This window comes from Treponema sp. Marseille-Q3903, assembly GCF_014334335.1.
GTDB lineage: Bacteria > Spirochaetota > Spirochaetia > Treponematales > Treponemataceae > Treponema_D.
This window is the reverse complement of sequence record NZ_JACSEU010000001.1, coordinates 523,998-546,834: the sequence shown is the minus strand read 5'-3', so window position 1 is coordinate 546,834 and position 22,837 is coordinate 523,998. Positions and strand designations below refer to the sequence as shown.

General features: G+C 38.2%; 32 protein-coding genes. 5 read left to right on the top strand and 27 right to left on the bottom strand.

Going from position 1 to position 22,837, the window contains the following annotated elements:
* Positions 1-8 precede the first annotated feature (8 nt).
* Genes H9I37_RS02510 through radC form a run of 3 tightly spaced genes read right to left on the bottom strand, consistent with a single transcriptional unit; the run spans position 9 to position 2,371 of the window.
* The gene (locus H9I37_RS02510) at positions 9-1,244 is read right to left on the bottom strand and encodes a S1C family serine protease (RefSeq protein ID WP_187380917.1); all 1,236 of its coding nucleotides are present in this window, start codon (positions 1,242-1,244) and stop codon (positions 9-11) included.
* A gap of 57 nt (positions 1,245-1,301) precedes the next feature.
* Positions 1,302-1,664, bottom strand: a complete 363-nt coding sequence (locus H9I37_RS02505; RefSeq protein ID WP_187380916.1) for a PEGA domain-containing protein — start codon at positions 1,662-1,664, stop codon at positions 1,302-1,304.
* Between the two features lie 14 nt (positions 1,665-1,678).
* Positions 1,679-2,371 (bottom strand): RadC family protein, encoded by a 693-nt coding sequence (radC, locus tag H9I37_RS02500; protein WP_255422462.1) that lies wholly within the window; start codon positions 2,369-2,371, stop codon positions 1,679-1,681.
* 94 nt (positions 2,372-2,465) lie between these two features.
* Here radC and H9I37_RS02495 point away from each other — a divergent pair, with 94 nt between their 5' ends.
* Positions 2,466-3,092 carry a glucosaminidase domain-containing protein gene (locus H9I37_RS02495; protein ID WP_187380915.1) on the top strand — a complete coding sequence of 209 codons (627 nt, stop codon included), beginning with the start codon at positions 2,466-2,468 and terminating at the stop codon, positions 3,090-3,092.
* Positions 3,093-3,095: 3 nt separating this feature from the next.
* On the opposite strand, the gene pyrH is transcribed toward H9I37_RS02495, so the two are convergent.
* The 5 genes from pyrH to cysS form a co-directional block, all read right to left on the bottom strand.
* Positions 3,096-3,794, bottom strand: coding sequence for a UMP kinase (pyrH, locus tag H9I37_RS02490; protein WP_187380914.1), 699 nt, complete (start codon positions 3,792-3,794; stop codon positions 3,096-3,098).
* Positions 3,795-4,032: 238 nt separating this feature from the next.
* Positions 4,033-5,694: a transglutaminase domain-containing protein gene (locus tag H9I37_RS02485; RefSeq protein ID WP_187380913.1), complete on the bottom strand. Its 1,662-nt coding sequence runs from the start codon at positions 5,692-5,694 to the stop codon at positions 4,033-4,035.
* A gap of 47 nt (positions 5,695-5,741) precedes the next feature.
* A complete protein-coding gene (locus H9I37_RS02480) occupies positions 5,742-6,392 on the bottom strand; it encodes an anti-sigma factor family protein (RefSeq protein ID WP_187380912.1) in 651 nt (216 codons plus the stop codon).
* A complete protein-coding gene (locus tag H9I37_RS02475) occupies positions 6,373-6,942 on the bottom strand; it encodes an RNA polymerase sigma factor (RefSeq protein WP_187380911.1) in 570 nt (189 codons plus the stop codon). Before H9I37_RS02475 ends, H9I37_RS02480 begins: the two co-directional genes overlap by 20 nt.
* Positions 6,943-7,046: 104 nt before the next feature.
* Positions 7,047-8,603 carry a cysteine--tRNA ligase gene (gene cysS / locus H9I37_RS02470; protein ID WP_187380910.1) on the bottom strand — a complete coding sequence of 519 codons (1,557 nt, stop codon included), beginning with the start codon at positions 8,601-8,603 and terminating at the stop codon, positions 7,047-7,049.
* A 153-nt stretch (positions 8,604-8,756) separates the two neighbouring features.
* On the opposite strand from cysS, the gene murB reads away from it, so the two are divergent.
* The 4 genes from murB (at position 8,757) to H9I37_RS02450 (ending at position 12,044) form a co-directional block, all read left to right on the top strand.
* A complete protein-coding gene (murB, locus tag H9I37_RS02465; RefSeq protein ID WP_187380909.1) occupies positions 8,757-9,740 on the top strand; it encodes a UDP-N-acetylmuramate dehydrogenase in 984 nt (327 codons plus the stop codon).
* 68 nt (positions 9,741-9,808) lie between these two features.
* Positions 9,809-10,993 (top strand): Crp/Fnr family transcriptional regulator, encoded by a 1,185-nt coding sequence (locus tag H9I37_RS02460; RefSeq protein WP_187380908.1) that lies wholly within the window; start codon positions 9,809-9,811, stop codon positions 10,991-10,993.
* 21 nt (positions 10,994-11,014) lie between these two features.
* Complete coding sequence (locus tag H9I37_RS02455) at positions 11,015-11,563, top strand: hypothetical protein (protein ID WP_187380907.1); 549 nt, start codon at positions 11,015-11,017, stop codon at positions 11,561-11,563.
* The gene (locus tag H9I37_RS02450; protein WP_255422461.1) at positions 11,553-12,044 is read left to right on the top strand and encodes a DUF192 domain-containing protein; all 492 of its coding nucleotides are present in this window, start codon (positions 11,553-11,555) and stop codon (positions 12,042-12,044) included. Before H9I37_RS02455 ends, H9I37_RS02450 begins: the two co-directional genes overlap by 11 nt.
* Before the next feature lie 30 nt (positions 12,045-12,074).
* On the opposite strand, the gene H9I37_RS02445 is transcribed toward H9I37_RS02450, so the two are convergent.
* From H9I37_RS02445 to rplX, 19 genes are all read right to left on the bottom strand, one after another.
* Positions 12,075-13,223, bottom strand: coding sequence for a tetratricopeptide repeat protein (locus tag H9I37_RS02445; RefSeq protein WP_187380906.1), 1,149 nt, complete (start codon positions 13,221-13,223; stop codon positions 12,075-12,077).
* Between the two features lie 22 nt (positions 13,224-13,245).
* Entirely contained in the window at positions 13,246-14,253 is a 1,008-nt protein-coding gene (locus H9I37_RS02440; RefSeq protein ID WP_187380905.1) for a PilZ domain-containing protein, read from the bottom strand.
* A gap of 130 nt (positions 14,254-14,383) precedes the next feature.
* Complete coding sequence (locus tag H9I37_RS02435) at positions 14,384-14,632, bottom strand: hypothetical protein (protein ID WP_187380904.1); 249 nt, start codon at positions 14,630-14,632, stop codon at positions 14,384-14,386.
* 18 nt (positions 14,633-14,650) lie between these two features.
* The gene (gene rplQ / locus H9I37_RS02430) at positions 14,651-15,193 is read right to left on the bottom strand and encodes a 50S ribosomal protein L17 (protein WP_187380903.1); all 543 of its coding nucleotides are present in this window, start codon (positions 15,191-15,193) and stop codon (positions 14,651-14,653) included.
* Positions 15,183-16,241 carry a DNA-directed RNA polymerase subunit alpha gene (locus H9I37_RS02425; RefSeq protein ID WP_187380902.1) on the bottom strand — a complete coding sequence of 353 codons (1,059 nt, stop codon included), beginning with the start codon at positions 16,239-16,241 and terminating at the stop codon, positions 15,183-15,185. Before H9I37_RS02425 ends, rplQ begins: the two co-directional genes overlap by 11 nt.
* A gap of 16 nt (positions 16,242-16,257) precedes the next feature.
* On the bottom strand, positions 16,258-16,839 hold the full coding sequence (gene rpsD, locus H9I37_RS02420; protein ID WP_187380901.1) for a 30S ribosomal protein S4: 582 nt from the start codon (positions 16,837-16,839) through the stop codon (positions 16,258-16,260).
* Positions 16,840-16,856: 17 nt separating this feature from the next.
* Positions 16,857-17,237: a 30S ribosomal protein S11 gene (gene rpsK / locus H9I37_RS02415; RefSeq protein WP_187380900.1), complete on the bottom strand. Its 381-nt coding sequence runs from the start codon at positions 17,235-17,237 to the stop codon at positions 16,857-16,859.
* Between the two features lie 15 nt (positions 17,238-17,252).
* Entirely contained in the window at positions 17,253-17,621 is a 369-nt protein-coding gene (gene rpsM, locus H9I37_RS02410; protein WP_187380899.1) for a 30S ribosomal protein S13, read from the bottom strand.
* A gap of 17 nt (positions 17,622-17,638) precedes the next feature.
* Entirely contained in the window at positions 17,639-17,752 is a 114-nt protein-coding gene (gene rpmJ, locus H9I37_RS02405) for a 50S ribosomal protein L36 (protein WP_081478566.1), read from the bottom strand.
* 123 nt (positions 17,753-17,875) lie between these two features.
* Complete coding sequence (gene secY, locus H9I37_RS02400) at positions 17,876-19,210, bottom strand: preprotein translocase subunit SecY (RefSeq protein WP_187380898.1); 1,335 nt, start codon at positions 19,208-19,210, stop codon at positions 17,876-17,878.
* 16 nt (positions 19,211-19,226) lie between these two features.
* Positions 19,227-19,712, bottom strand: coding sequence for a 50S ribosomal protein L15 (gene rplO, locus H9I37_RS02395; RefSeq protein WP_187380897.1), 486 nt, complete (start codon positions 19,710-19,712; stop codon positions 19,227-19,229).
* 1 nt (position 19,713) lies between these two features.
* Positions 19,714-19,902, bottom strand: coding sequence for a 50S ribosomal protein L30 (rpmD, locus tag H9I37_RS02390; RefSeq protein ID WP_187380896.1), 189 nt, complete (start codon positions 19,900-19,902; stop codon positions 19,714-19,716).
* Between the two features lie 3 nt (positions 19,903-19,905).
* Positions 19,906-20,427, bottom strand: coding sequence for a 30S ribosomal protein S5 (rpsE, locus tag H9I37_RS02385; RefSeq protein ID WP_187380895.1), 522 nt, complete (start codon positions 20,425-20,427; stop codon positions 19,906-19,908).
* Between the two features lie 8 nt (positions 20,428-20,435).
* Positions 20,436-20,798, bottom strand: coding sequence for a 50S ribosomal protein L18 (gene rplR, locus H9I37_RS02380; RefSeq protein WP_187380894.1), 363 nt, complete (start codon positions 20,796-20,798; stop codon positions 20,436-20,438).
* Between the two features lie 11 nt (positions 20,799-20,809).
* Positions 20,810-21,349 carry a 50S ribosomal protein L6 gene (gene rplF / locus H9I37_RS02375; RefSeq protein ID WP_187380893.1) on the bottom strand — a complete coding sequence of 180 codons (540 nt, stop codon included), beginning with the start codon at positions 21,347-21,349 and terminating at the stop codon, positions 20,810-20,812.
* A gap of 15 nt (positions 21,350-21,364) precedes the next feature.
* Positions 21,365-21,763: a 30S ribosomal protein S8 gene (gene rpsH, locus H9I37_RS02370; protein ID WP_187380892.1), complete on the bottom strand. Its 399-nt coding sequence runs from the start codon at positions 21,761-21,763 to the stop codon at positions 21,365-21,367.
* Between the two features lie 9 nt (positions 21,764-21,772).
* Positions 21,773-21,958 carry a type Z 30S ribosomal protein S14 gene (locus H9I37_RS02365; protein WP_187380891.1) on the bottom strand — a complete coding sequence of 62 codons (186 nt, stop codon included), beginning with the start codon at positions 21,956-21,958 and terminating at the stop codon, positions 21,773-21,775.
* Between the two features lie 7 nt (positions 21,959-21,965).
* A complete protein-coding gene (gene rplE, locus H9I37_RS02360; RefSeq protein ID WP_187380890.1) occupies positions 21,966-22,517 on the bottom strand; it encodes a 50S ribosomal protein L5 in 552 nt (183 codons plus the stop codon).
* On the bottom strand, positions 22,517-22,831 hold the full coding sequence (gene rplX, locus H9I37_RS02355; RefSeq protein WP_187380889.1) for a 50S ribosomal protein L24: 315 nt from the start codon (positions 22,829-22,831) through the stop codon (positions 22,517-22,519). The genes rplE and rplX overlap by 1 nt, the downstream gene beginning before the upstream one ends.
* Positions 22,832-22,837: the final 6 nt, after the last annotated feature.

The following is a 22,837-nucleotide window of genomic DNA, read 5'->3' as shown; positions in this document are numbered from 1 at the left end:
GGTAAAAATCAGCTTTCCACAAGTTGTATTTTGAGCTGAACATCTTTTTTGTTGCGGCGCACGGTAACTGTGACAATATCTCCTGTTTTTTTGCTTTCGAGTGCAGAATAATAATCAGCTAGAGTGCCTACTGAAATATTATCGATTTTTGTTATTACATCGCCACCAATGTATATGATGTCGCGGCGAGAACCATAATAAGCGGCTTCTGAACCACCTTTAAGTCCGCCTTTTTCTGCTTGTCCGCCTTTTTTAACTTCGGATACCAGAACTCCTGTCGAAATATCGAGCCTTGAATACTGTGCAATTCTGCTGCTCATCTGAATGATTGTTGCGTCAATCTTTCCTCGTTGAACTTTACCATATTTGATCAAATCTGCAACAACTCTGACGGCAGTTTCTGAAGGTACGGCAAATCCAACTCCCGAAGAACTTCCTGAGCTTGATTTTATCATCGTGTTTATGCCAATCATGCGCCCATTTGTATCTAACAAAGGTCCGCCCGAGTTTCCAGGATTGATTGCGGCATCAGTCTGAATCATATTGCGGATGATTCTGTTGTTTGAATTTTGAATAGGTCTGCCGAGTCCGGAAACAATTCCTGTTGTCATCGTTCTCTCAAGACCGAACGGGTTTCCGATTGCAATAACACGCTGACCGACTTTGAGACTTCCTGAATCTCCAAATGAAATTGTCTTAAGAGTCATTCCCGATGGAGGATTAAATTTGATTACAGCAAGGTCACTGTCTAAATCTTGACCGACAACTTCAGCCTCGTACTGAGTCCCGTCGAAAAGTGAAACATAAATTTTTGTTGCGTCCTGAATCACGTGAACATTTGTGAGGATATATCCTCGTTTATCGATGATTGAACCGCTTCCGCTTCCACCGTCTTGAACATAAGGTTCCAAAAACCAGTCATAAGCGGTGACTTTCGTATTTATGTTGACTACAGCTTCGTTGCAAAGGGAATAGACGTTTATATTCTGAGACTCAGTCTGCGAATAAGACGAGTCGCTTGCGACAGGTAAAATCGGCGGCTGATTTTCTTGAATAGTTACACTCTCGTCCACCTTTGAAGTCTTGGAAGCCTCATCATCAGAATAAGAAGTCTGTGAGACAGAATCCGATTTTTGATTTGTCGATTTGTTGATTTTATAAGCAATGATAGACGTTACAACTATTGCAGCAAAAATGCCTGTCAATGTGCATTTTATCAATTGATCTCTTGAATAAAGTTTCATAGCTATAATTTAATAAAATAGCAAGAAAAAGTCACTTAAAAAAAGAAAATTTAAAAATTAAAATTCAACGTAATACAGCAAAGCATAACCTTTTTTGACTGTGATATAATATTTTTTTGAAGACTTCTCGTTTTTCTGTAGTTGCAAGACATATTCTCCCGGCATGAGATTTGCTATTTTTAATTTTGTGTTACCGTGATAAATGTTATTTAAATAAATCTGAGAATGCCACTGATTTGACGCTATTATAATTTGAGCGTCGTCCGACGATATCTGGCTGATTGATTGTGGCTCGAGGTCTTCTATAAACAAACGTTCTATCTTACTTTCGTCAGCTACAGTTTCTTCTGCAAAAAGACAGCATGCACTTGATAAAATTAAGATCAGCGAAACAATCAGAGTGATGAGATATTTTTTCATGTTTTAATTTTATATCACTTGTCACCATAGAACAATAGTTTGTGTTCTGCAAAACTAAAATAGCTTTCACAGTCAATTATGATGTGGTCAAGCAATTTTATTCCGATAATTTCGGAAGCGCTGAGCAAAATCTTTGTAGTTTCAATATCTTCATCGGATGGGAGGCAATTCCCCGACGGATGATTGTGACAGACGATAATTGCAGCCGCATTTTCTTTAATCGCTTCACAAAAAATTTCACGTGGGTGAATAAGCGTTCTATTCAGCGTTCCAACAGATATCACATGAATTTGGATAATTTCATAGCCGCCGTTTAACGTTATCAAAAGAAAATGTTCTTTTAAGCTGACTGCATAATTTTTTACAAACGGCACAACATCAGATGCAGTTCTTATAGGGGCTTTCAGATGATTGTTCCGCCGCCTGCCAAGTTCTAAAGCTGCAACTATAGCCAGAGCTTTTCCCTGCCCGATTCCCTTGAGCTCAAGCAGATTTTCAACAACGTCATCTTTGTTTGAGCGGTCGAGGATGTCGATGATTTTTTGTGCCATAACTGTGATAGGCATTTTTTTATTGCCGGAACCCAAAATAAGCATGATAAGTTCAACATCAAACGTAAAATTTATTCCATGCTTCAAAACCTTTTCTCGCACGTCGGGTTTGTCTTTTTTGCAATTGTAAAGCGGATAAACAAGATTCATTTCCATACATATATATAATTGCCGCAAAGCGCGAAATTCGGAAATGAAAAAATAAATATTTTCAAATAAAGTGATTTTTTTTTAAGCCGAAAATATCAAAATGAAAGCTTTTTTGAGAAAATCATCATTTCACTTTTTGCTGTTTTTAAGCGTTTTTTTTAATCTTCTCTTTTTTTCGTGTAGGACAATTCCCGAAAATCAGGCAAACAGACATTTTATCATTTATATTTCCAGAAACCTCACTGATAAAGGCTATTTGACAGCGAAGCAACTCGCCGATTTTTTTATCAAAAACAATGCCGATGAAGATTACGACCACATTTTGGAATTTGCCCAAATGTATATAGATGAAGCTGAAATGGAAAATATCAATTCAGATATTGCGTTTGCCCAGATGTGCCTTGAAACAGGATTTTTGAAATTCGGAGGACTCGTGCAGAGTGACTTCCACAACTATTGCGGGCTCGGTGCAATAGATTCAGAGAATCCCGGTGAAAAATTTGAAACAGAGCGGCTCGGAATACGCGCACACATTCAGCATCTTCACGCTTATGCAACTACCGAAGATGTTCAGCTCAACAACGAATTGACAGACCCAAGATACAGTTGGCCGCACAGAACAAAACTTGCACGGACAATTGACGAGTTGGCAGGCACTTGGGCTATAGACCCTGAATACGGTAAAAAACTTGAAGGAATTATAAAGCGGATGTCTGTTGAAGAATAACGGTCAACCTATTGTAGTTCCAACATATTCCCGGTCATTTAAAATCGCTTTGATATTGGGAATATTTTTTCCGCCGGCACATATAACTTTCATCCCAAGCTGAGATGCTTTTTTTGATGCAATCGGGTCAAACGGACAATTTTTTCCGGGAGTCCACTCATCTCCTGTCATCTTTCTAAAATCAGCCCAAGAGATTGAATCAAGAGGCTTTGCGTTCGGATTTTTGCGCGGGTCATCTGTATAAACTTTTTCGATATTTGAGAGATTTACGATAGTCTTTGCCCCGAATTTTTCTCCAAGGTAAACGGCATCTGTGTCGGTAGAAAATCCTGGTTTCCATCCGCTTGCGACAAGAACTTGCCCTGTGAACTGTAAGTTTTCTTCAGTCGGATTGTAAACTACATCGTCTTTGCAATATGAGCCAAAACTTGCCTTCAAAAGCTGAGCATTTATTCGAGTTGCCATAATGCCAATCCAATCGGCGGCATTTGCGTCTGCTTTAGCTCCTATTTTAGATGCAACTTCATTGTATGCGTTTTGATAAACACGAGCCGGAGCTCCACCGCCGGCAACAAGGATAAGGCGACGATTTTTATCTTCTTCAAGCCACTCTGTCACCATTAAAACAAAATTTGAAAGAAATTCCACATCCGGATTATTCGGAACGATGATTGAACCGCCGACACTCAAAACTTTCACCATGATTTACTCCCATAAAAACTTTTGCAGGAAATAGCAATTTCCGAAAAAGTTTTTAGCCGTGCGCAAGAGCGCACACGTTCAATAGTCGAGTTTGCAAAATAAAGCGTATCGTATTCATTTGATTTTTAGCGAAACGACACGTATACACGTCTTCTGCAAACATCCAGGCAAACTCGAAATAAAAAGTATCGGCGATATTTCAGACGACACTTTTTATCACATCTCCTTTTTCCAAATTCTAATAAACACCTTTAACTACCGGAATACTCCAGTAACTGCTGTATTTTTTTGTAGTTGCATTTGCCTCTTCCCAAATCGATTGCAGTGCAAAACTTCTCGGTTGCTGAACAATTTTGTTGTCTGCACTGAACGGTTTGAGCTGGTTCCAACCTCGTGAAAAAATAATGTGATGAGAATCCATATTCCCAAAATAAAATTCCATGTCATTTTCAATTCCGCTGTCTGCCCATTTTTTATATTCCAAACCGGCACCCAAAGCTGGGTCAACGGGAATCCAGCCGACTTTGTCTACATAAAATTCACACCACCAGTGTGCTTGCGTCTGCATGTCTTGTGAAATTAAAATTCCGCCGTCTGTCAAAGCCGGAATTCCCACAGCTCTTAGCAGAGCAGTATAAATTACAGCAAAATCGTAAGCATCGCCTTTTTTAAGTTTAAGAAGCTCAACAGGATCTGATCCGTTTTTGCGATTTTTATTCACAACCGAAAAATTCTTACACATGTAGTTGTAAATCTCTCGCGCAACCTTATATTGATTTTTTTCTTTTCCTGCAATTTCCTTTGCAAGGTTTATGATTTCAACATTATCAGAATGGACAAGAGAATCCGGGCGCAAAGCGACAGAAAGCATACTTTTATTTACGTTTTTATAATTGCCGATTTTAATATGATTGACTTGTGAGTGAATTTCAAAAACAGTGATGACGAATGTCTGTGTAAATACGCTTTTTGGAGAACCGTTCTTAATCCCTGAAATCTGATGAATTAGATTGTTGTGGTAATTAAGCAAAACAGGTTCCGGTGAATTTTCTGTATTCTCTACATCCGGCTGAGCTGCTGTTTTATATGGAATTGGACAACGCAGAGTAATTGTTGCAGTCCCGTCAGAAACGACATCTGCAATATCTGCCGAATACTGAATAAGATAGATTTTTTTATTTGTGTATTCTTTTTCCCCTGCATCATTGTTGATTGTAATATCTTTCGGTTCGGATTTTTCTTTACCGTTATCTACAATTATGACTCCGGTTTTAGCTCCATCAGGGACGTACACTTTAATCTCTGTGTTCGACCACGAAACATAATCAAAATCATCTTCATTTGCAGCTATCATGTTTTCTGACAGCATATTTACGTTTACATAATCCGCATCTTTTATTTTGTTGTTATAATCTATCGTGAACAAAACTTTAGAATCATTTCTATTTTCGCCGAAATTGTTTCCGCTTATCGTAAGGATATCTCCAACATAAACCTTTTCGGCAGAGAGCTCTGTGATGACAGGCTTTGTGACATGCTGCACTGTCGGAACTGGTACTGGAATATCGACTTCATTTGCAAAAAGCGCAGGTTTTGAACGAAGTTTTCTATTACCAACAAAGACAAGCCCATCATGCAAATCTGCAGGAAGAACAATTTTAATTGTGTTATCGCTCCACGAGATATAAGAACTGGAAGTGAGTTTTGTCCCTGCAATTTCAACGTAGCTCATATCACGTATATCGCCAAAGTTTTTTCCACGAATTAAAACTACATCTCCGGGCGAACCTACAGGCGGAATTATAGATTCGATTTCAGGAGCGAGAAGAGTTTTGTAATTAACGAGAAATATGGAACCGACAATTAAAACTGCAATAAATATAGCGATAAACAGCCGCAAAACCGGATATCGCCTGAAGAAATAACTAAATTTTCCAGAAAAATTCACTAATATCTACCTGATACAGCGACAGGGACTTTGATTTCCTTAGTCATAGGAATATCGTTTATCTCCGGAACTGTAATTATTATAGAAATTGCATTATCTCTAAAGTCAGGTCTTAGAAGATCAACGTTGCTCACATTGTTTGCAAAAGTTGTAGTCTGAACTCGGCTTGTAGGAGACATAGATGCTTCACTTATATTACCAGAAACAACATCACTTCTTCCACTGCTAAAGTTAATATTATTTGTAGAAACAGTCATACCGTTCGTAGTAGGAAGTGAAATTATGCTTCTCTCAGAATTTTTTGCAGAATTGGTGCGTACAGGAACAATAAGGGCAACAACAGCAGCGGCAGCGATTCCGGCGACATATCCGATAGACTTGTATTTAGGATTTGCCTTAAGCAATTGTGTATTTTTGCTATAAACCATCTTTATTTTAAGGCGCTGAAAACTGTCTTCCATGAATTTTTCATCGAGCTTAATAGTATCTGCGTCGGAATTTAATGCCGAATGGATTGTGCGAACCTTTGCAAGTTCTCGCTGACATTTTTCACAATTAGCTAAATGACGTTCATATTCTGTCTTAAATTTTTCAGGCAGTTCACCATCAACATAAAGCGAATGAATATCTTTACTCGGGCAAAAAGACATTGTCTTCTCCTATAATTTTAACAAGCTGTTCTCTAGCTCTAAAAATTCTAACCTTGACATTACCTTCGGTAATTCCAAGCACTTTGCCGATCTCCTTATAGTTAAGGTCTGCGTATTCTCTTAGCAAAAGCACATCCTGCAACTTTTTGGGCAGCCTTTTCAAAGCATCTTTTGCTTTGTCAATAGACTCCTGTTTTAATAAATCAGTTTCCCCAGATTCCGATTTTCTATGATTTTCATAAAGAACTTTTTCATACGCTTTACGCTCGCGTTCTTTACGTTTTACATAATTTATAGACGCATTTTTTACAACACGGATAAGCCAATACTTTGCATCATTGATAGAGGGAAAAACAATCGCTTTTTCATTTGCCTTTATCAATGAATCGTGTGCCATATCTTCGGCAGCTTCCTCATCGTTTACAATTCTGAGAGCAACCTTAAAGAGCATCATCATAGATGCGTCGTAAATTTTCTTAAAGTCAAGCGGATTCCCTGCATTGAGCGGTGCATTATCTCCATTTTGATTTGTCTCTATATCATCAAACACTTGTATTTCCCAAAAGTTACAGCGCTTATATCAAAATGATTACAATTCGGACTGCGCTTTTTTCTTTCTTCCATTTTTCCATTTTTCAAATTATTTTTCCTAAATCAAACTCTTTTCCATGCAGAACCTTGTGGAGTATCTATTATTAAAACACCTTTATCTTTCAGCAGGTTACGTATTTCATCAGCTCTGGCAAAGTTTTTTTCTTTTTTGGCTTGCGTGCGCTCTTGGACAAGAGCTTCTATTTCAGATGCTTCCGGATCTCCTTCATGAGAACCTTCTTCAGAAGCTCCAATTATCAATTTTTTTTGCTCTTCAATTACGGCAAACCCATTTTTAATTACATCGAGGCTCAACACAAAATCCATCTCATAAATTGCGCTCAAAGATTCCATAGCTTTTACAGCACCTTTGCCGTTAGATTCTTTTTGCATCGCAGCCATCGCAACAGGAGTCGCAAGATCATTTTCAAGTCCTTGACGAAACTTTTCTAGATTTTCCGATTTATAATCGATTTTTCCAAGAATCTCTGCAAAATTTTCAATAGTAAGCCCTGCGTTTTCGTCACCGTTTGCTTTTGATATAAGCTTTGCAACACGCTGATTCAAAGCAGCCCGCCCCGATTTTGCAGATTCCAATGCGTCTATGCTGAACACAAGCTGTTTTCTGTAATGCCCGTTTAAAAGGAAAAACCTATAATCGAGCGGCTCAAAGCCTTTATCTTTAAGAGAAAAACCTTTTTCAGCAGGAAGAGAAGTCTGCAAAGTGATAAAACGCCCGCTTGACTTACTCATCTTCCCACCTTCAAGAATAAGAAACTCATTGTGCAGCCAGTAGTCTACCCAAGGACCTTTAGCGCGCTCAGCCTCATCAAAAGAGCCTTCTGACTGTGCAATTTCGTTTGTGTGGTGAACAGGCACGTGGTCTATTCCACCGGTATGGATATCAAAATGTTTGCCAAGATATTTCATACTCATCGCTGAACATTCAATATGCCAGCCCGGATAACCGCGACCCCACGGAGAGTCCCAAGTCATTGCCTGATCCTCAAATTTTGATTTTGTAAACCAGAGTACAAAGTCTTCGGGATTCCGTTTATTTTCGTCGACAACTACAACTTTGCGTTTTCCAGCACCAGCTTTTAATTCTTCGAGGTTTAGGTTTGCAAGCTTCCCATAATCAGGATAAGTAGAAATATCGTAATAGAGATTTCCACCGGCTGTATAAGTGTGACCGTTTTTTTCGATTTCTTTGATGAGTTCTATCATTTCCGGAATATGTTCTGTAGCTTTGCATATCACATCTGGGTGTCTGATGTTGAGAGCATCGATATCTGCAAAAAAAGCGTCTGTATAAAAACGAGCTACATCTAAAACAGACTGATGGCGTTCTTCGGCTGTTTTAAGCATTTTATCTTTGCCTTCATCGTTATCACCTGTAAGATGGCCGACATCGGTGACATTCATAACATGCTTTACATCATAACCAAGATACTTTAATGTTTTGTCGAGGATATCCCAACAAACGTATGCGCGAAGATTTCCTATATGAGCATAATTGTAAACAGTAGGGCCACAGCCATAAAAACCTGCATGACCTGTCACAATCGGTTTAAACTCTTCAATTCGGCGTCCCATTGTATTATAAAGTTTCAAACTCATACGAATCTCCATTTTAAATAATCATTTGTTTAGTTGAATATAATATATTTTTTTTTGCTATTAAACAATAACGGCGAATTTTAAAGATATTCGCAAATCTAAAACAGACTCCGATACTTTATAAAACCCGTTATTTTCTATATAATAAAAAAGATGATTCAGGATTTAATAAACGAATTAAAAAAAAGTGATATCGAATATTCAGAAGACGAGCCTCTTGCGCAAAAATCGACATTTAAAATCGGTGGCAAAGCTAGACTTTTTGTCGCCCCAAAAGATACCAAGAGTTTTATCACAACGCTGCGCAAGACAGTCGATTCAAATACAAAGTTTTTCATCTTAGGGGGCGGAAGCAATGTCGTATTCCCCGATGGCACTTATGACGGAGCAATCATTTCAACGCAAAACCTAAATAAAATAACAACAGAAATAGAACCGCTTGATGCAAATACAATTTATGTGACGTGTCAGGCAGGAACTCCAATCTCGTCTTTTATTAATTATTGCATAAAAAACAGTTTGACAGGTGCCGAACAGTTTGCAGGGCTTCCAGGTTCTGTCGGTGGGGCAACATTTATGAACGCCCGATGTTTTGAAAAGTCTATAAGCGATATTTTACACAAGACAGAGCATTTTACAATTTCAAAAAAATATGACGACAACGAAGCCAATCCGCAAATCGTTGAGACCCCTTTTAACGCTGCTGATTGGGATTACAAAAAATCGCCGTTTCAACATGAAAAAGATGACCGTTCTACAGAAAGAAAACTTATTCTTTCTTCGACTTTTAAGCTGATAAAAGCGCCTGATAAAGATAAGGAAAAAATTGAATCGGAATGCAAAAAATATATTTCAGCGAGAATCGATAAAGGGCACTTCAAATTCCCGAGCGCAGGTTCGGTTTTTAAAAATAATCGGGATTTTGGAGAGCCGTCAGGAGCAATAATTGACAAAGCCGGGCTCTGTGGAACTAAAATCGGCAATGCCCAGATTGCTCCATTTCATGGAAATTTCATCGTAAACATCGGCAATGCAACTGCCGATGATATAAAGCAGCTGGTAAAATTTACTCAAAATAGAGTTAAAAAACTATATGGATTTTGCCTTGAGCCGGAAATTATTTTTATAGAGAATTAATTTCAATAGCAAGTTGCTTTATTGACAAAAGAAATTTGTAAACTTATACTCTACGTAGGAGATTGATATTGCTGCAGTTACAAATCGTACGGTTCCCAAAAAGCTCATATCTTGTTGTCGAAGGAAAATCTGACAGCGACCATTTTTATATTATTCAAAAAGGTCTAGTTCAGTGTTTTAAAGCTTCAGGTTCCGGCATTGCTCCTGTTAGATACGGCCCCGGCGATTTCGTTGGCGTTGTTCCGTGTATGTCAGGACATCTCCAAATTGAAACTGCAATTGCGATGACTGATGTTTTGGCAATCTCTGTACGACGCGATCAATATCCTGAGCTCATCGCGCAAAACACTCCTGTCGCACTTAAAATAATCAAAACTTTTGCTAACCGCATGCGTGTAATGAATGAAATGCTCACAAAAGCAACTCTCAATGCAGCAGTAAATGAAAATTATGAACACATATTCAATGTTGCACAATATTACGAAAAATCACACAGAGATATAGCGGCTTACGCATATTATCAATATTTAAAGACAAAGCCTGTAGGACCAAATGTAGAGATTGCAAAGCAGCGTTTTATCTCATTAAAACCTAAGACAAATGCAGTCTATTATGAACCGGCGCAAGACACTGTTCGTTCATATCCAAAAGATACGATGATTTTTTCAGAATCGCAAAGCGGCGCAGATATGTTTATAATCCAAAAAGGCGAAGTCAAAATCTCTAAAGTTGTAAATGGAAATGAAGTGACACTTGCGCTGCTAAAAAAAGGCGATATGTTTGGAGAGATGGCGCTTATAGAAAACAAACCTCGCTCGGCAAGTGCAATCGCTTATGATGACTGTACGCTGATGGTTATAAACCGCTCGAACTTCAATCAGATGGTAGCGACGCAACCTCAACTTATCGCAAAATTGACGACGACGCTTGCAGACAGGCTGTGGTCTATGTACCGCCAGCTTGACAATGCAAACCTCAAAGAACCGCTTGCAAAAATGGTAGATATGCTTTCTCTTCAGTTTGAAAAACAAAAAATTTCTTTAGGCTCGGGAAAACAGTCTATGCAGACCGAGCTCACTCCAAAAGATCTCGCAAACATGTGCGGAATTCCAAGCCAAAATCATCCGCGCGCAATATACGACTTTCAGCAGTGTTCTGATTATAGGATTGTCGACGGCAAGATTTTTGTAAAAGATATAAAAGAACTGACAAAACAAGCTGCATTCTATCGAAAACAAAATAATATAAAATAGGTTTCTTCCGATAAATATAATATGATTCCGTTTAAGAAGATTATAATTTCATTGCTCACATCATCTTTAGTCTTGCTTTCGCTGATTGCGGAGGAACTGCCTTCCGGTTATAAAAACATCAAACTCGGGTCATCGCTAGAAGATACAAAGATTGCTCTACTCAAAGACTCCGATTTTGGCTACCGAGGTGAGCGCGATGTTTCTCTAGTGCCCGGCACCGGCAAAATCTTGATTGAAACAAACACTTATTCGAAATTCCGTACAGGGTTTCTCGAAGAATGCTATTTTCAATTTTTTGAAGACAAATTGTTTATCATCACAATAAACATAAATCAGGAAAAAATGGATTATTACAGCATTTTCACAAAACTCCAGGAAAAATACGGAGAGCCGTCATCTTTTGACCCAAAATCTGCAACATGGGAAAATGATGATGTTTCGATGAGCCTTGAAAAACCACTGACTTTAAAATATATAGATAAAAAACTTTTTGATAAAATTCAAAATTATTCAAACATAAACTCTTCACCGGAAGAAAAAACACAGGAGATGTTCCTAGATGAACTTTGATATTATGAAATCAATCATTGTAAAAAAAATGTGTAAACTAATCTCAATCCGTAGATTTTTTGTTGTTTTACTGATTATTTTTTCAAGTTGTCAATTTTTTTGCGATTCAAAACTTCCCGAAAAGACATTGACAATAACACGGTCTGATGGGACTACCGCAACCGTATATGCCGAGATTGCAGAAAAAGAAAAAGACCAAAACTGTGGTTATATGGGACGAAAAAAAATTCCTGATGGAACTGGAATGCTTTTTATATTCAAAAAAGACCAAGTTCTTTCTTTTTGGATGAAAAACACTCCGCATCCTCTGTCAATCGCATATATAGATTCAAAAGGGAAGATTCGTGATATTTTTGACATGAAGCCGTACAGCCTCGCACCTATCACTAGCACAGTTTCTGTAAGATATGCTCTTGAAGTTCCGCAAGGCTGGTTCAAGAAAAATGATATAAATGTCGGCGATATCGTAAGCTGGGAATAGTTAATTTGGTGATAATTTTCTAAAACAGCATCACGGAACGTTTTCTAATTTGAGCAACTCGTTTGCAGCGATTTTATCTTTAGGATCAAATTCGAGAACTGTTGTAAAATAGATTCGCGCTGTCTGTCTGTCGCCACGTGCAAGAGCCAAAAAACCGAGATTTGAAATTACTTTTGTGCTTTCAGGCTCAATCGACAACGCTTTCATAAGGCATTTTTCCGCTTTCAAAAAATCTTCTTCTTCAATATAACAAAGCGAAAGTTCATTATATGTGTCAGCAGTCGTATCTCCGCCGCATTTCAGTGATTCGAGAAAAGCCTCTTTTGCTTCTGAATACTTTTCAATCCGTCTAAGCCCCCAGCCAAGCATAAACCAGCCGTTCCAGACTTTTGGATTATTCTTAAGAAAATTATGAATATGCTCCAAGCCTTTTTCTTCCTGTCCGCTGGAAATCAAATCATAAGCGGCTTTAAAAGATTCATCGTCCATATTTTGGTTTGTTATATTTGCAATGACTTCCTGAGCACGTTCTTTTTTATAAACGCCGTTTTCGCCGGCTTCCTCATCGCTGATATCGGCAGTAAGCGCAAGATAAGTTTCAAAAGCATCTTTTGCCTCCCGATATTTATGTTTTTTCATATAGTAAAAGCCGACGTTGAAATACGCATCAGGAAGCGGTGGTTCAGCATTAATTGTCTCTTCATAATATCTGAGTGCATCAGCATCGTAAGCATCTGCATCTTCAAACAGACCTGCATTTCTATAGTAATCAGCGCGCTGGTCAAGAAATAGAGCCATGTTTAAGATAATCGCTGAATCTTCAGGATCAAATCCCAAAAGTGCTCGGAAAATCTCTTCCGCAATATCAAAATCTTCATTTTTTGTTTTTAGGATTGCAGCTTCGCAAAGTTCTTTTTTGAGATTCGGCCTGACTTTTTTTAATATTGAACGATAGTAATCCAGATGTTCGTTTTTGCTGTCATACGCCAAAACTGTCAATATTCCTGACAATATTTTCTCGACAGTGATGTCGTTCGGATTAAAGCTATCAGTTTCAAAATCTTTTTTCTGAACAGGAATAGGAATTGTTTTATCGAGTTCAAAACGCTTTCTGTGAGACAATTCAACATCCTGAATATTGATAAAATATACTGATTCAAGAGGGTTTGATGGATTCATTTTTCACCTTTTTATAATTTTTTTATGTAGGAGTCTGTTGTACTTGGCGAGACGGTTGAGCGGCAAAAGCGTTCCCCATTGCTTTAATATTTGCCTGCATTGCAGCTTTTTGTGCAGCTGCCAGTTCCTCTTTCTCGTCGGCAATCTGTTTTTGTTGAGCGACTTTAGTCGCTGCAGCCTGCTCAGCTCTTTGTGCCGCTGCCTGATTATTGAGCTGTTTTTCTATCAGTTGCTTTTGGTACGATGTTATATAACTATTTATATGAAACTTGTACGACATTGGAATTTCATCTTGATTAAACTGAATATGGACGACAGAAATATCTTTACGTCCCTGAAGAAAATCTGCCTTGAGAATCTTGCCTATCAAAGATACTTTTTCATTCGTGTCTGTAAAATAAAGGCGTAAATCTATAGTTTTACCTTCAAGAAATTTCGGCACGCCTACGAGCATAACACGGGCGCCGCCAAACGAGATATCTTTCATTATGCATTTGCGCGGAACTCCTGCGATGAATATATATGACTCCTCCTTTGGAATACACAACTGACGCATAGAATTCTCATTGAGCCCAATTCGCTCTTCTTTCCGGGTTTTAAAATTTTCATTTACTTCAAGAAATTCGCCGATTTTTAATATCAAATCATCCGGCGGACGTTGTGTAAATTCCAAAGTAAGCAATGCGAGATCTTTAGACCCCTGATAAGGCTGAATGTCTACAACATTGCTCGTTACAAAAAACTGGACAGGCTCATTATTCTGATCATAAAAACAATAAACAACACTGATGTGCTGTTCTTTTTTATTCACAATAAGCGAATAGACACCGCTTGAAGTTCCGATTATGACTTTTGCTTTCTGTAAAGAAGAAGAATTGATAATGCATGGCCATTGCCCACCGGCACACTTCAAATAAATTTGACGTGGATTAACTCGAAGAGATTTTAAATTTGCTTTTGTAAATACAATTTCTTTATCACGATGAAAATCATAATATTTTGAAATTTGATGGCTTGTCGCGACACTCATTGGAATTCTATTTTATAGCATATTCTTTTTTCAGGCAAGGAAGATTTATGCAAATGGAAGAATGCAACGTGAAAATAAAAAAACCGCCACCTCAAACGATGACGGTTTACAATTTGCAATACAAAAAGTATTAAGCGTTTTCTGCCGGTGCTTCAGGAGCAGCTTCAGCAGGTGTCTCTACAGCAGGGGCTGCATGCGAAACTTCTTTACGAGCTTTATTTTTCAAAGCAGCGTTACAATATTTGCAAATTTTTGCTGTCTGCCCATCAACTTCTTTTTCATAAAGAACTTTAATATTTGTTTTTCCACAAATAGCACAAGTTCCTCTTCCGTGAGCAGGCAATGATCTAATACCAGATCCACGATGGTTCTTTGACATTTCGAACTCCTTTTCAGCTTATTTAGCTGGGGTTTCTTCTTTCTTTTCAGAAGCTTTCTTTGCAGTAGTCTTTTTTGGCTTTGCTCCAGAAGTTGAAGCTTTTGTTGCATTAGCTGTTGTTTTTTTAGCTTTTGGTGCATCACCTTCAACTTTCTCTGCCTTTTTTGCAGGTTTCTTTTCTGCAGCCGGTTTCTCAGTTTCAAGCTTGTAGTCAACCAACTCAAGGATTACAACATCAGCAGCATCTCCCTGACGATACCCTAGCTTAAGAACCCTTGTGTAACCACCGTTGCGCTCTTTCATTCTTGGAGCGATTTCTGTAAAGAGTTTATTCAAGATTTTTTCATCCTGAATAAATTTAGCTGTTTCACGACGATTGTGAACAGTATCTTCTTTTGCTCTTGTAATCAATTTTTCAGCTGACTTCTTTACCTCAAGAGCCTTTGATTTTGTTGTAGTAATTCGCTCATATCTGAATAGCGATGTTACCATATTGCGTGACATAGCACGACGATGTGCTGTTGTACGTGAAAGCGGATTAAAACCATTTCTATGATTCATCTGATTCTTCCTTCTGCTTAGTTAAGTTGGCAGCATTCTTCAGATGACTGTAGTCTGTCATACCAAGGGTAAGATTCCATTCTTGGAGTTTTTCCTTGATTTCCTGCAAACTCTTCTTTCCAAAGTTTCTGGTCTTTGTAATGTCATCTTCAGTTTTCTTTGTTAATTCGCCGATAGTACGAATATTTGCATTCTTTAAACAATTTGATGAACGGACAGAAAGTTCCAATTCTTCTACAGGAGTGCTAAGGAGTTTTTGAATACTTTCATCACCTTCTTCTCCTTCATCACTTCCTATAACGTCTTTATCGTTAAAGTTTACAAAAATAGCAAAATGATCTTTTGCGATTTTAGCAGCTTCTCCAAGAGCATCTACAGGAGAGATTGTGCCATCTGTCCAAATCTCAAGTACGAGCTTATCATAATCATTTCTCTGTCCGACACGGCATGGTTCAATAGAATATTTTACCTTTTGAACAGGTGTAAAAATTGCATCCATCGGGATAGTTCCAACAACTTCAATGTAATGTTCATTTGTTTCTGCCGGTACGTATCCTCTGCCAAGGTCTACCTGAATTTCGATATCAAGGTGAGCACCTTCCATCATTGTAAAGATTGTCTTATCTTTAGTTTCGACTTTAAGCTGATCTCCTTTTGCAAAATCATCGCTTTTTACAACTCCAGGACCTTTGAACTCATACAAAATAGTATCCTGTTCTACATCTTCCGGAAGACTCAATTTTATCATCTTAAGAGTATTGATAATTTCAAGTGTATCTTCAGCTACATTTGGGATTGCCTCAAATTCGCTGGAGATTACATGTGAAATACCACTATCATCATACGAAGTGATACGAATTGATGTAACAGCATAACCTTGGATTGATGACAACAATACTCTTCTTAAAGTATTTCCAACCGTCGTACCAAATCCTGTTTCAAAAGGGTAAGCATAGAACTTCTGATAATTCGGATTTGCACTATCAATTGGTTCAAATGAAATGCCTTTAGGTTTTTTGAAACCCTTAAGCAAGTTTTTGCGAGCCATCTGAACTCCTTATTTATTATTTAGAATAATATTCAACTATGAGGTTTTCTTTAACTGCGTAATCAATATCTGATTTTGTAGCTAAGTTGATAACCTTTCCAGTAAAATTATCTTTATCAGCTTCAAGCCAGCCAGGAACAATAACATCATTGTTAGCAATAATGAGCTTTTTAATTCCTGAACCTTCTTTAACTGTGATAACGTCTCCAACTTTTACAAGGCAGGAAGGAATGTCTACTTTCGCACCATTTACATTGATGTGTCCGTGATTAACCATCTGTCTTGCCTGCTTTCTAGTTTTAGCAAAACCTAAACGATATACAACGTTATCAAGACGCGATTCGAGAATCTGAAGAAGCATTTCTCCGGTGATTCCATCACGTTTTGTAGCCATAACATAGTATTTATGGAACTGTTTTTCCATAACGCCATAAATAAATCTTACTTTCTGTTTTTCATCAAGCTGAAGACCGTATTCAGATTTCTTACGTCTTACTTCTTTCTGATTTCTCTTAGATTCTTTTGTATAACCCATTACAACCGGATTGATACCTAAAGATTTACATCTTTTTAAGAGTGGTTGTGTGCTTTTTCCCATTGTTAACTCCTCTTAAATTACATACGTCGTGTCTTACGAGGACGACAACCATTGTGAGGTATTGGAGTTACATCAGAAATAGATTTTACTTTCAATCCCATCAGACCAATCGAACGTATAGCATTTTCACGACCCATCCCAGGTCCTTTTACATATACGTGTACTTCACGCAATCCATAACTTGCGGCTTTCTGCAATGCAGTTTCCGCAACAGACTGAGCAGCAAATGGAGTCGATTTTTTTGCTCCACGAAAACCCAGTCCACCTGAAGAAGCCCACGAAAGGGCATTTCCTTTCAAGTCAGTTACAGTTACGACAGTATTATTGAACGTAGCCTGGATATAAACGTTTCCTTCGTATACGCTCTTTTTTTCCTTTCGCTTCTTAACGGTAGCCATTATTTATCCTCCGCTCTATGCCTTTTTCTTGTTAGCAACAGTCTTCTTTTTACCCTTGCGAGTACGTGCATTTGTACGAGTCCTCTGACCGCGTACAGGAAGACCTCTCTTATGGCGAAGACCACGATAGCAACCAATATCCATTAAACGCTTTAAGTTAAGACCGATTTCAGAACGCAAACGTCCTTCCGTCTTATAATTAGCGTCAATGATTTCACGAATTTTTGCTAATTCATCCTGTGTAAGATCGTTTGCCATTTTACCCGGATCAATCTTAGCTTCTTCACAGATTTTTTCTGCTGATGAACGACCAATACCATAGATATAAGTTAATGCGATACTTACATGTTTATTAGGGATATCAACTCCCGCAATTCGAGCCATCTGTTACTCCTTAAGCCTTAGCCCTGTCTCTGCTTGTGTTTTGGGTTTGTACAAATGATACGGATAATACCATTTCTTTTGATAACCTTACACTTGTCACAGATAGGTTTTACACTGGTTCGTACTTTCATAAAAAGCCCCCATGAGAATATTTACCGAATTTTAGCACCTCGCAATGAGAGCAATTCAGTAGCTAAGAGTATAGCACATATTCTCATTTCTGTTCTACTGCCAATTCTCGTAATTTTGTATTTTTATAAACTACGAGATCTGATTTTGCCCTTCTTTGTAAGCCCATCATGGTGATGCATTTTAAGAAGCGCCTCAACCTGACTCATTGTATCGAGGTCGACACCAATCATGATGATCAATGAAGTTCCTCCCATAAGCTGGCTTATTGACTGCGGAAATCCAAACCAAAGTTGAATCAACGTTGGAACAATCGCAATCAATGCCAAAAACAATGAACCCGGTAATATAAGTCTATTTAATATTTTTGTCAGATATTCTTCTGTCTTATCTGTACGTACACCCGGAATGGAGCCGCCGTTTTCGCGGATGTTTTTTGCAATTTCTGTAGGGTTCAGTGTTACCTGAGTGTAGAAGTATGCAAAGAAAATAATAAGAAGTACTAACAAGATATTGTACCAAATACCATTTGGTGTCAAAACTCTGGAAACCGAATTAATCCATTTTGCAGAGTTCTGTCCCTGTGCCAATGTAGATGCAAGTGTTATCGGTAAAGTTAGAATAGAAGATGCAAAAATCAAAGGAATAACGTTTGAAGGATTTACTTTGAACGGAATATAAGTGCTCTGTCCACCGTACATCTTTCTTCCTACTACACGTTTTGCGTAGTGTACAGGAATTTTTCTCTGACCTGACTCTTCATAGATTACCAATGCAATAATTGCAACAAACATGATAATTACAAGAATAACGAAAACAAGCTGAATCTCTTTTGCTTTTACTTTCTGATATAATTCTACAATTGCGTTAGGCAAGCGTGCAACAATACCTGCAAAGATCATCACTGAAATACCATTTCCAATACCGCGAGCTGTAATCTGATTACCTAACCAAACAGTTACCATAGAACCGGTTGTTACAGTCAAGATAAAGAGGATTCTAAATAAAACTCTGTTATCGATAACTATACAACCTGGAATACTATTAGCATAAACAGACATACTCCAAGCTTGGATGATACAAACGACTATTGTTCCGGTACGCGTGTACTGAGCAATCTTTCGCTGACCACCGTCTTCTTGTGATATGCGTTTAAGTGATGGGAAAATAATCACAGCAAGCTGCATAATAATCTGCATAGAAATGTAAGGCATTACACCAAGCATCAATATAGAGAAGTTAGAAAAAGCTCCTCCAACAAAGAAGTCCATGTAACTTGCAAACGCATTCTTATTCTGCGCAGCTAAATCTTTAAAGTATTCAAAAAGAACATTTGCATCAATTCCAGGAACTGTCAGAACCGAACCTAAGCGGAACACTGCCAAAATCAAGAATGTAAACAACAAACGATCTCTGATTTCTTTAACTTTAAACATATTTACAATTGGGTTGCTTGCCATGTTTTACTCCGCTCTACTATTTTGCACTTTCAGCAGAAGTTTCTGCTTCATTTACTTTTACAGAACCGCCAGCCTTTTCAATTTTTGCTTTAGCAGTTTCAGATACTTTGTCAACAATTACGTTCAATTTTTTTGTAACGTCTCCGTTTCCAAGAATCTTTACAAGAGCGGCACTTTTTGTTGAAATAAAACCTTTTTTTGCAAGCGAAGCCTTATCAACTGTTGCACCATCTTCGAATTTTGCGCAAAGCAAATCTACATTGATACATACGTATTCTTTTTTAAAAGGATAGTTTGAAAATCCTTTACGAGCTATACGTCTGTACAACGGCATCTGTCCACCTTCAAAACCTACATAAGTTTTTCCACCTGAACGAGACTGCTGTCCTTTATTACCTTTACCGGCTGTTGTTCCAAGTCCTGAAGAAGAACCTCGACCAACTCTCTTTGGTTTTTTATTAGCACCCTGAGGAGCACTAAGAATCGGATTATATTCTGCCATTTTAGATCTCCTCAACCTTAACTAAGTGAGATACAGAAGCAACCATACCGCGAACAGCGTCGTTGTCAGGAAGTGTATTAGAAGAATTGATCTTCTTAAGTCCAAGGCTGCGAACCGATGCCACTTTAGCAGGTTTCTGACCAATAATGCTTTTAATTAATGTAACTTTCAACTGTTTTGCTTTAGCCATACATTAACCCCACAACTCGTCAAGAGTTTTACCTCTGTTAGCGGCAATTTTCTTTGCATCCATGAGTTTAGCGATAGCATCGAAAGTTGCGCGAACAACGTTCACTGATGAATTTGATCCCAAAGATTTTGACTGGATATCAGTTGCACCAGCAGCTTCCATAATTGCACGTACTGTACCGCCTGCAATAATTCCTGTTCCGGAACAAGCAGGTTTAAGCAATACTTCAGAACTCTTATATGTTCCGATAATATCGTGTGGCAAAGTTCCGTTTTTTATTGGAACAATAACAAGGTTTCTCTTAGCACGATCAATACTCTTTTTTATTGCTTCAGATACGTCATTAGCTTTGCCAATGCCATATCCAACGCGACCTTTTTTATCTCCAACAACTGTAAGAGCTGCGAACGACATGCGTCGTCCTCCTTTTACTGTCTTACAAGTTCTGTTAAGAGTTACAAGTTTTTCAACAAACTCTTTTTCTTTTGGAGCGTTTTCTTTATCAAAGTTTTTCTGATGTTCCATAATATCTCCTAGAATTCAATACCGGCTTTACGGGCACCATCAGCGAACGCTTTTACAACACCGTGATACAAATAACCGTTGCGGTCAAAAACAACCTTAGCGATTTTTTTATCTTTAAGGCGAGAACCAAAAGCTTCACCAAGTTTTGCAGCACCTTCAGTATCAGGCTTCAATGCAGCAAAATCTTTTTCTATAGTAGAAATTGAAGCTAAAGTCTTGCCTTCATCATCATCAATTACCTGAACAGAGATGTTCTTGTTGCTGCGAGTGATAGTCATACGAGGTCTATCAGCAGTTCCGTAAATTGACTTACGGATGTGAACCTTTCTGTGCAAGCGTTTTCTGTTTTTGTCGTTCATTTTCTTAAACATATAGCTTCACCTTATTTAACACCAGTTTTACCGACTTTACGTCTGATAACTTCGTTGTCATAACGAATACCTTTTCCCTTGTAAGGTTCAGGTTTTCGTAACTTACGAATCTGAGAGCAGAATTCTCCGACCAACTGCTTGCTAGTCCCTGTCACAGTCAATTTTCCATCAGGAGTTGCAACAACTGTAAGTCCGTCAGGAATAATCGCTATGTAATCGCTTGAGTAACCAAGGTTCATAACAAGTTCTTTACCTTTTACTTCTGCACGATAACCGACACCTGTGATGATGAGAGTTTTTGAAAATCCTTCAGAAACACCCTTTACCATGTTGGCTATCAAACTTCTGTAAAGTCCGTGATAAGCATTTGCCTGCTTTGTATCATTTTTTACAGAAAGAACAACATGTGTTCCATCTATTTTAATTTCAACGTCATCATGAAATGTCTGCTTAAGTTCTCCTTTAGAACCTTTAACAGCTATCACTCCGTTGGCAACGTTTACTGTCACACCTGCTGGAATAGCAACAGGAAGTTTACCTACTTTAGACATCCTTTCTGCCTCCTATTACCAAATTGTGCAAACCAATTCACCACCAACCATTTTTTCAGAAGCCTTCTTTCCTGTTGTTACTCCGGAAGAAGTTGAAACTATGATTGTACCATATCCGTTATAAACGCGTGGTAAATCTTTGTAACCAGAATAAACTCGGCGACCAGGTGTAGAAATTCTCTTAACACCGTGAATTACCGGATTATTATCATCATCATATTTTAAGAAAATACGGAGTGTATTTTTTCCATCTTCCTGAACTTTCTTAAAGTTTTTGATATATCCCTCTGTCTTCAAAATCTTAACTATTTCAAGTTTAAGTTTCGATGCAGGAACATCAACCTTCTCGTGGCGGACCATAGCCGCATTACGAACCTTTGTCAGCATATCTGCTACTGGATCTGATGCACTCATTTCTATCTCCTACCAACTTGATTTTGTTACGCCAGGAAGCTGTCCTTCACTTGCCAATTTGCGGAAGCAAAGACGACACATCTTGAACTTGCGCAAATATCCACGTGGACGTCCACAAATCTGACAGCGATTGTACTGTCTTGTTTCATATCTAGGTTTGCGGGCTGCCTTAATAATCATTGATTTCTTTGCCATACTTCACCTACTTACGGAAAGGCATATTGAACTTAGAGAGAAGTGCTTTTGCTTCAGCATCAGTTTTAGCACTTGTCACAAAAGTGATATTCATACCAGCAATTTTTACAACTTTATCGAAGTCGATTTCCGGGAATATCAACTGTTCAGTAATACCAACAGAGAAATTTCCGTGTCCATCAAAGCCAGTTGCCTTGATTCCGCGGAAATCCTTTATACGCGGGAATGCAACATTGACAAGACGATCAAGGAATTCATACATGATGTCATTGCGCAATGTAACCATTGCTCCCACTTCATTACCTTCACGAAGTTTGAAGTTAGCGATACTCTTCTTTGCCTTTGTTTTGACAGCTTTCTGACCGGTGATTGTAGTCAAGTCAGCAACTGCGGCATCAAGGAGTTTCTTATTTGTGAGAGCTTCACCAACACCCATGCTTACAACAATCTTCTTAATTGCAGGAATCTGCATAGGAGTCGTGTAGTTGAAATCTTTCATCAAAGCGGGTGCGATTTTGTCTTTATAGACTTTCTTAAGCCGAGGTACGTAATTTGCCATTACAGAACATCTCCACATTTACGGCAAACACGAACTTTCTTGTCGCCGTCGATTTTATAACCGATTTTTGTAGGACCGCATTTTTTACACACGATCGCTACATTTGAAATATTAAGAGGAGCTTCAATCTCAGCGATACCGCCCTGATCCTGCTGACTCTTCTTTTTCATTGCTTTTTTAACAATGTTTACACCAGATACAATTACAGCATCTTTTTTAAGGATAACGTTTACAACAGTCCCTCGTTTACCCTTATCTTTACCAGCGATTACCTGCACTGTATCGTTCTTGCGGATTTTTGATTTTTTCAACATTTCATC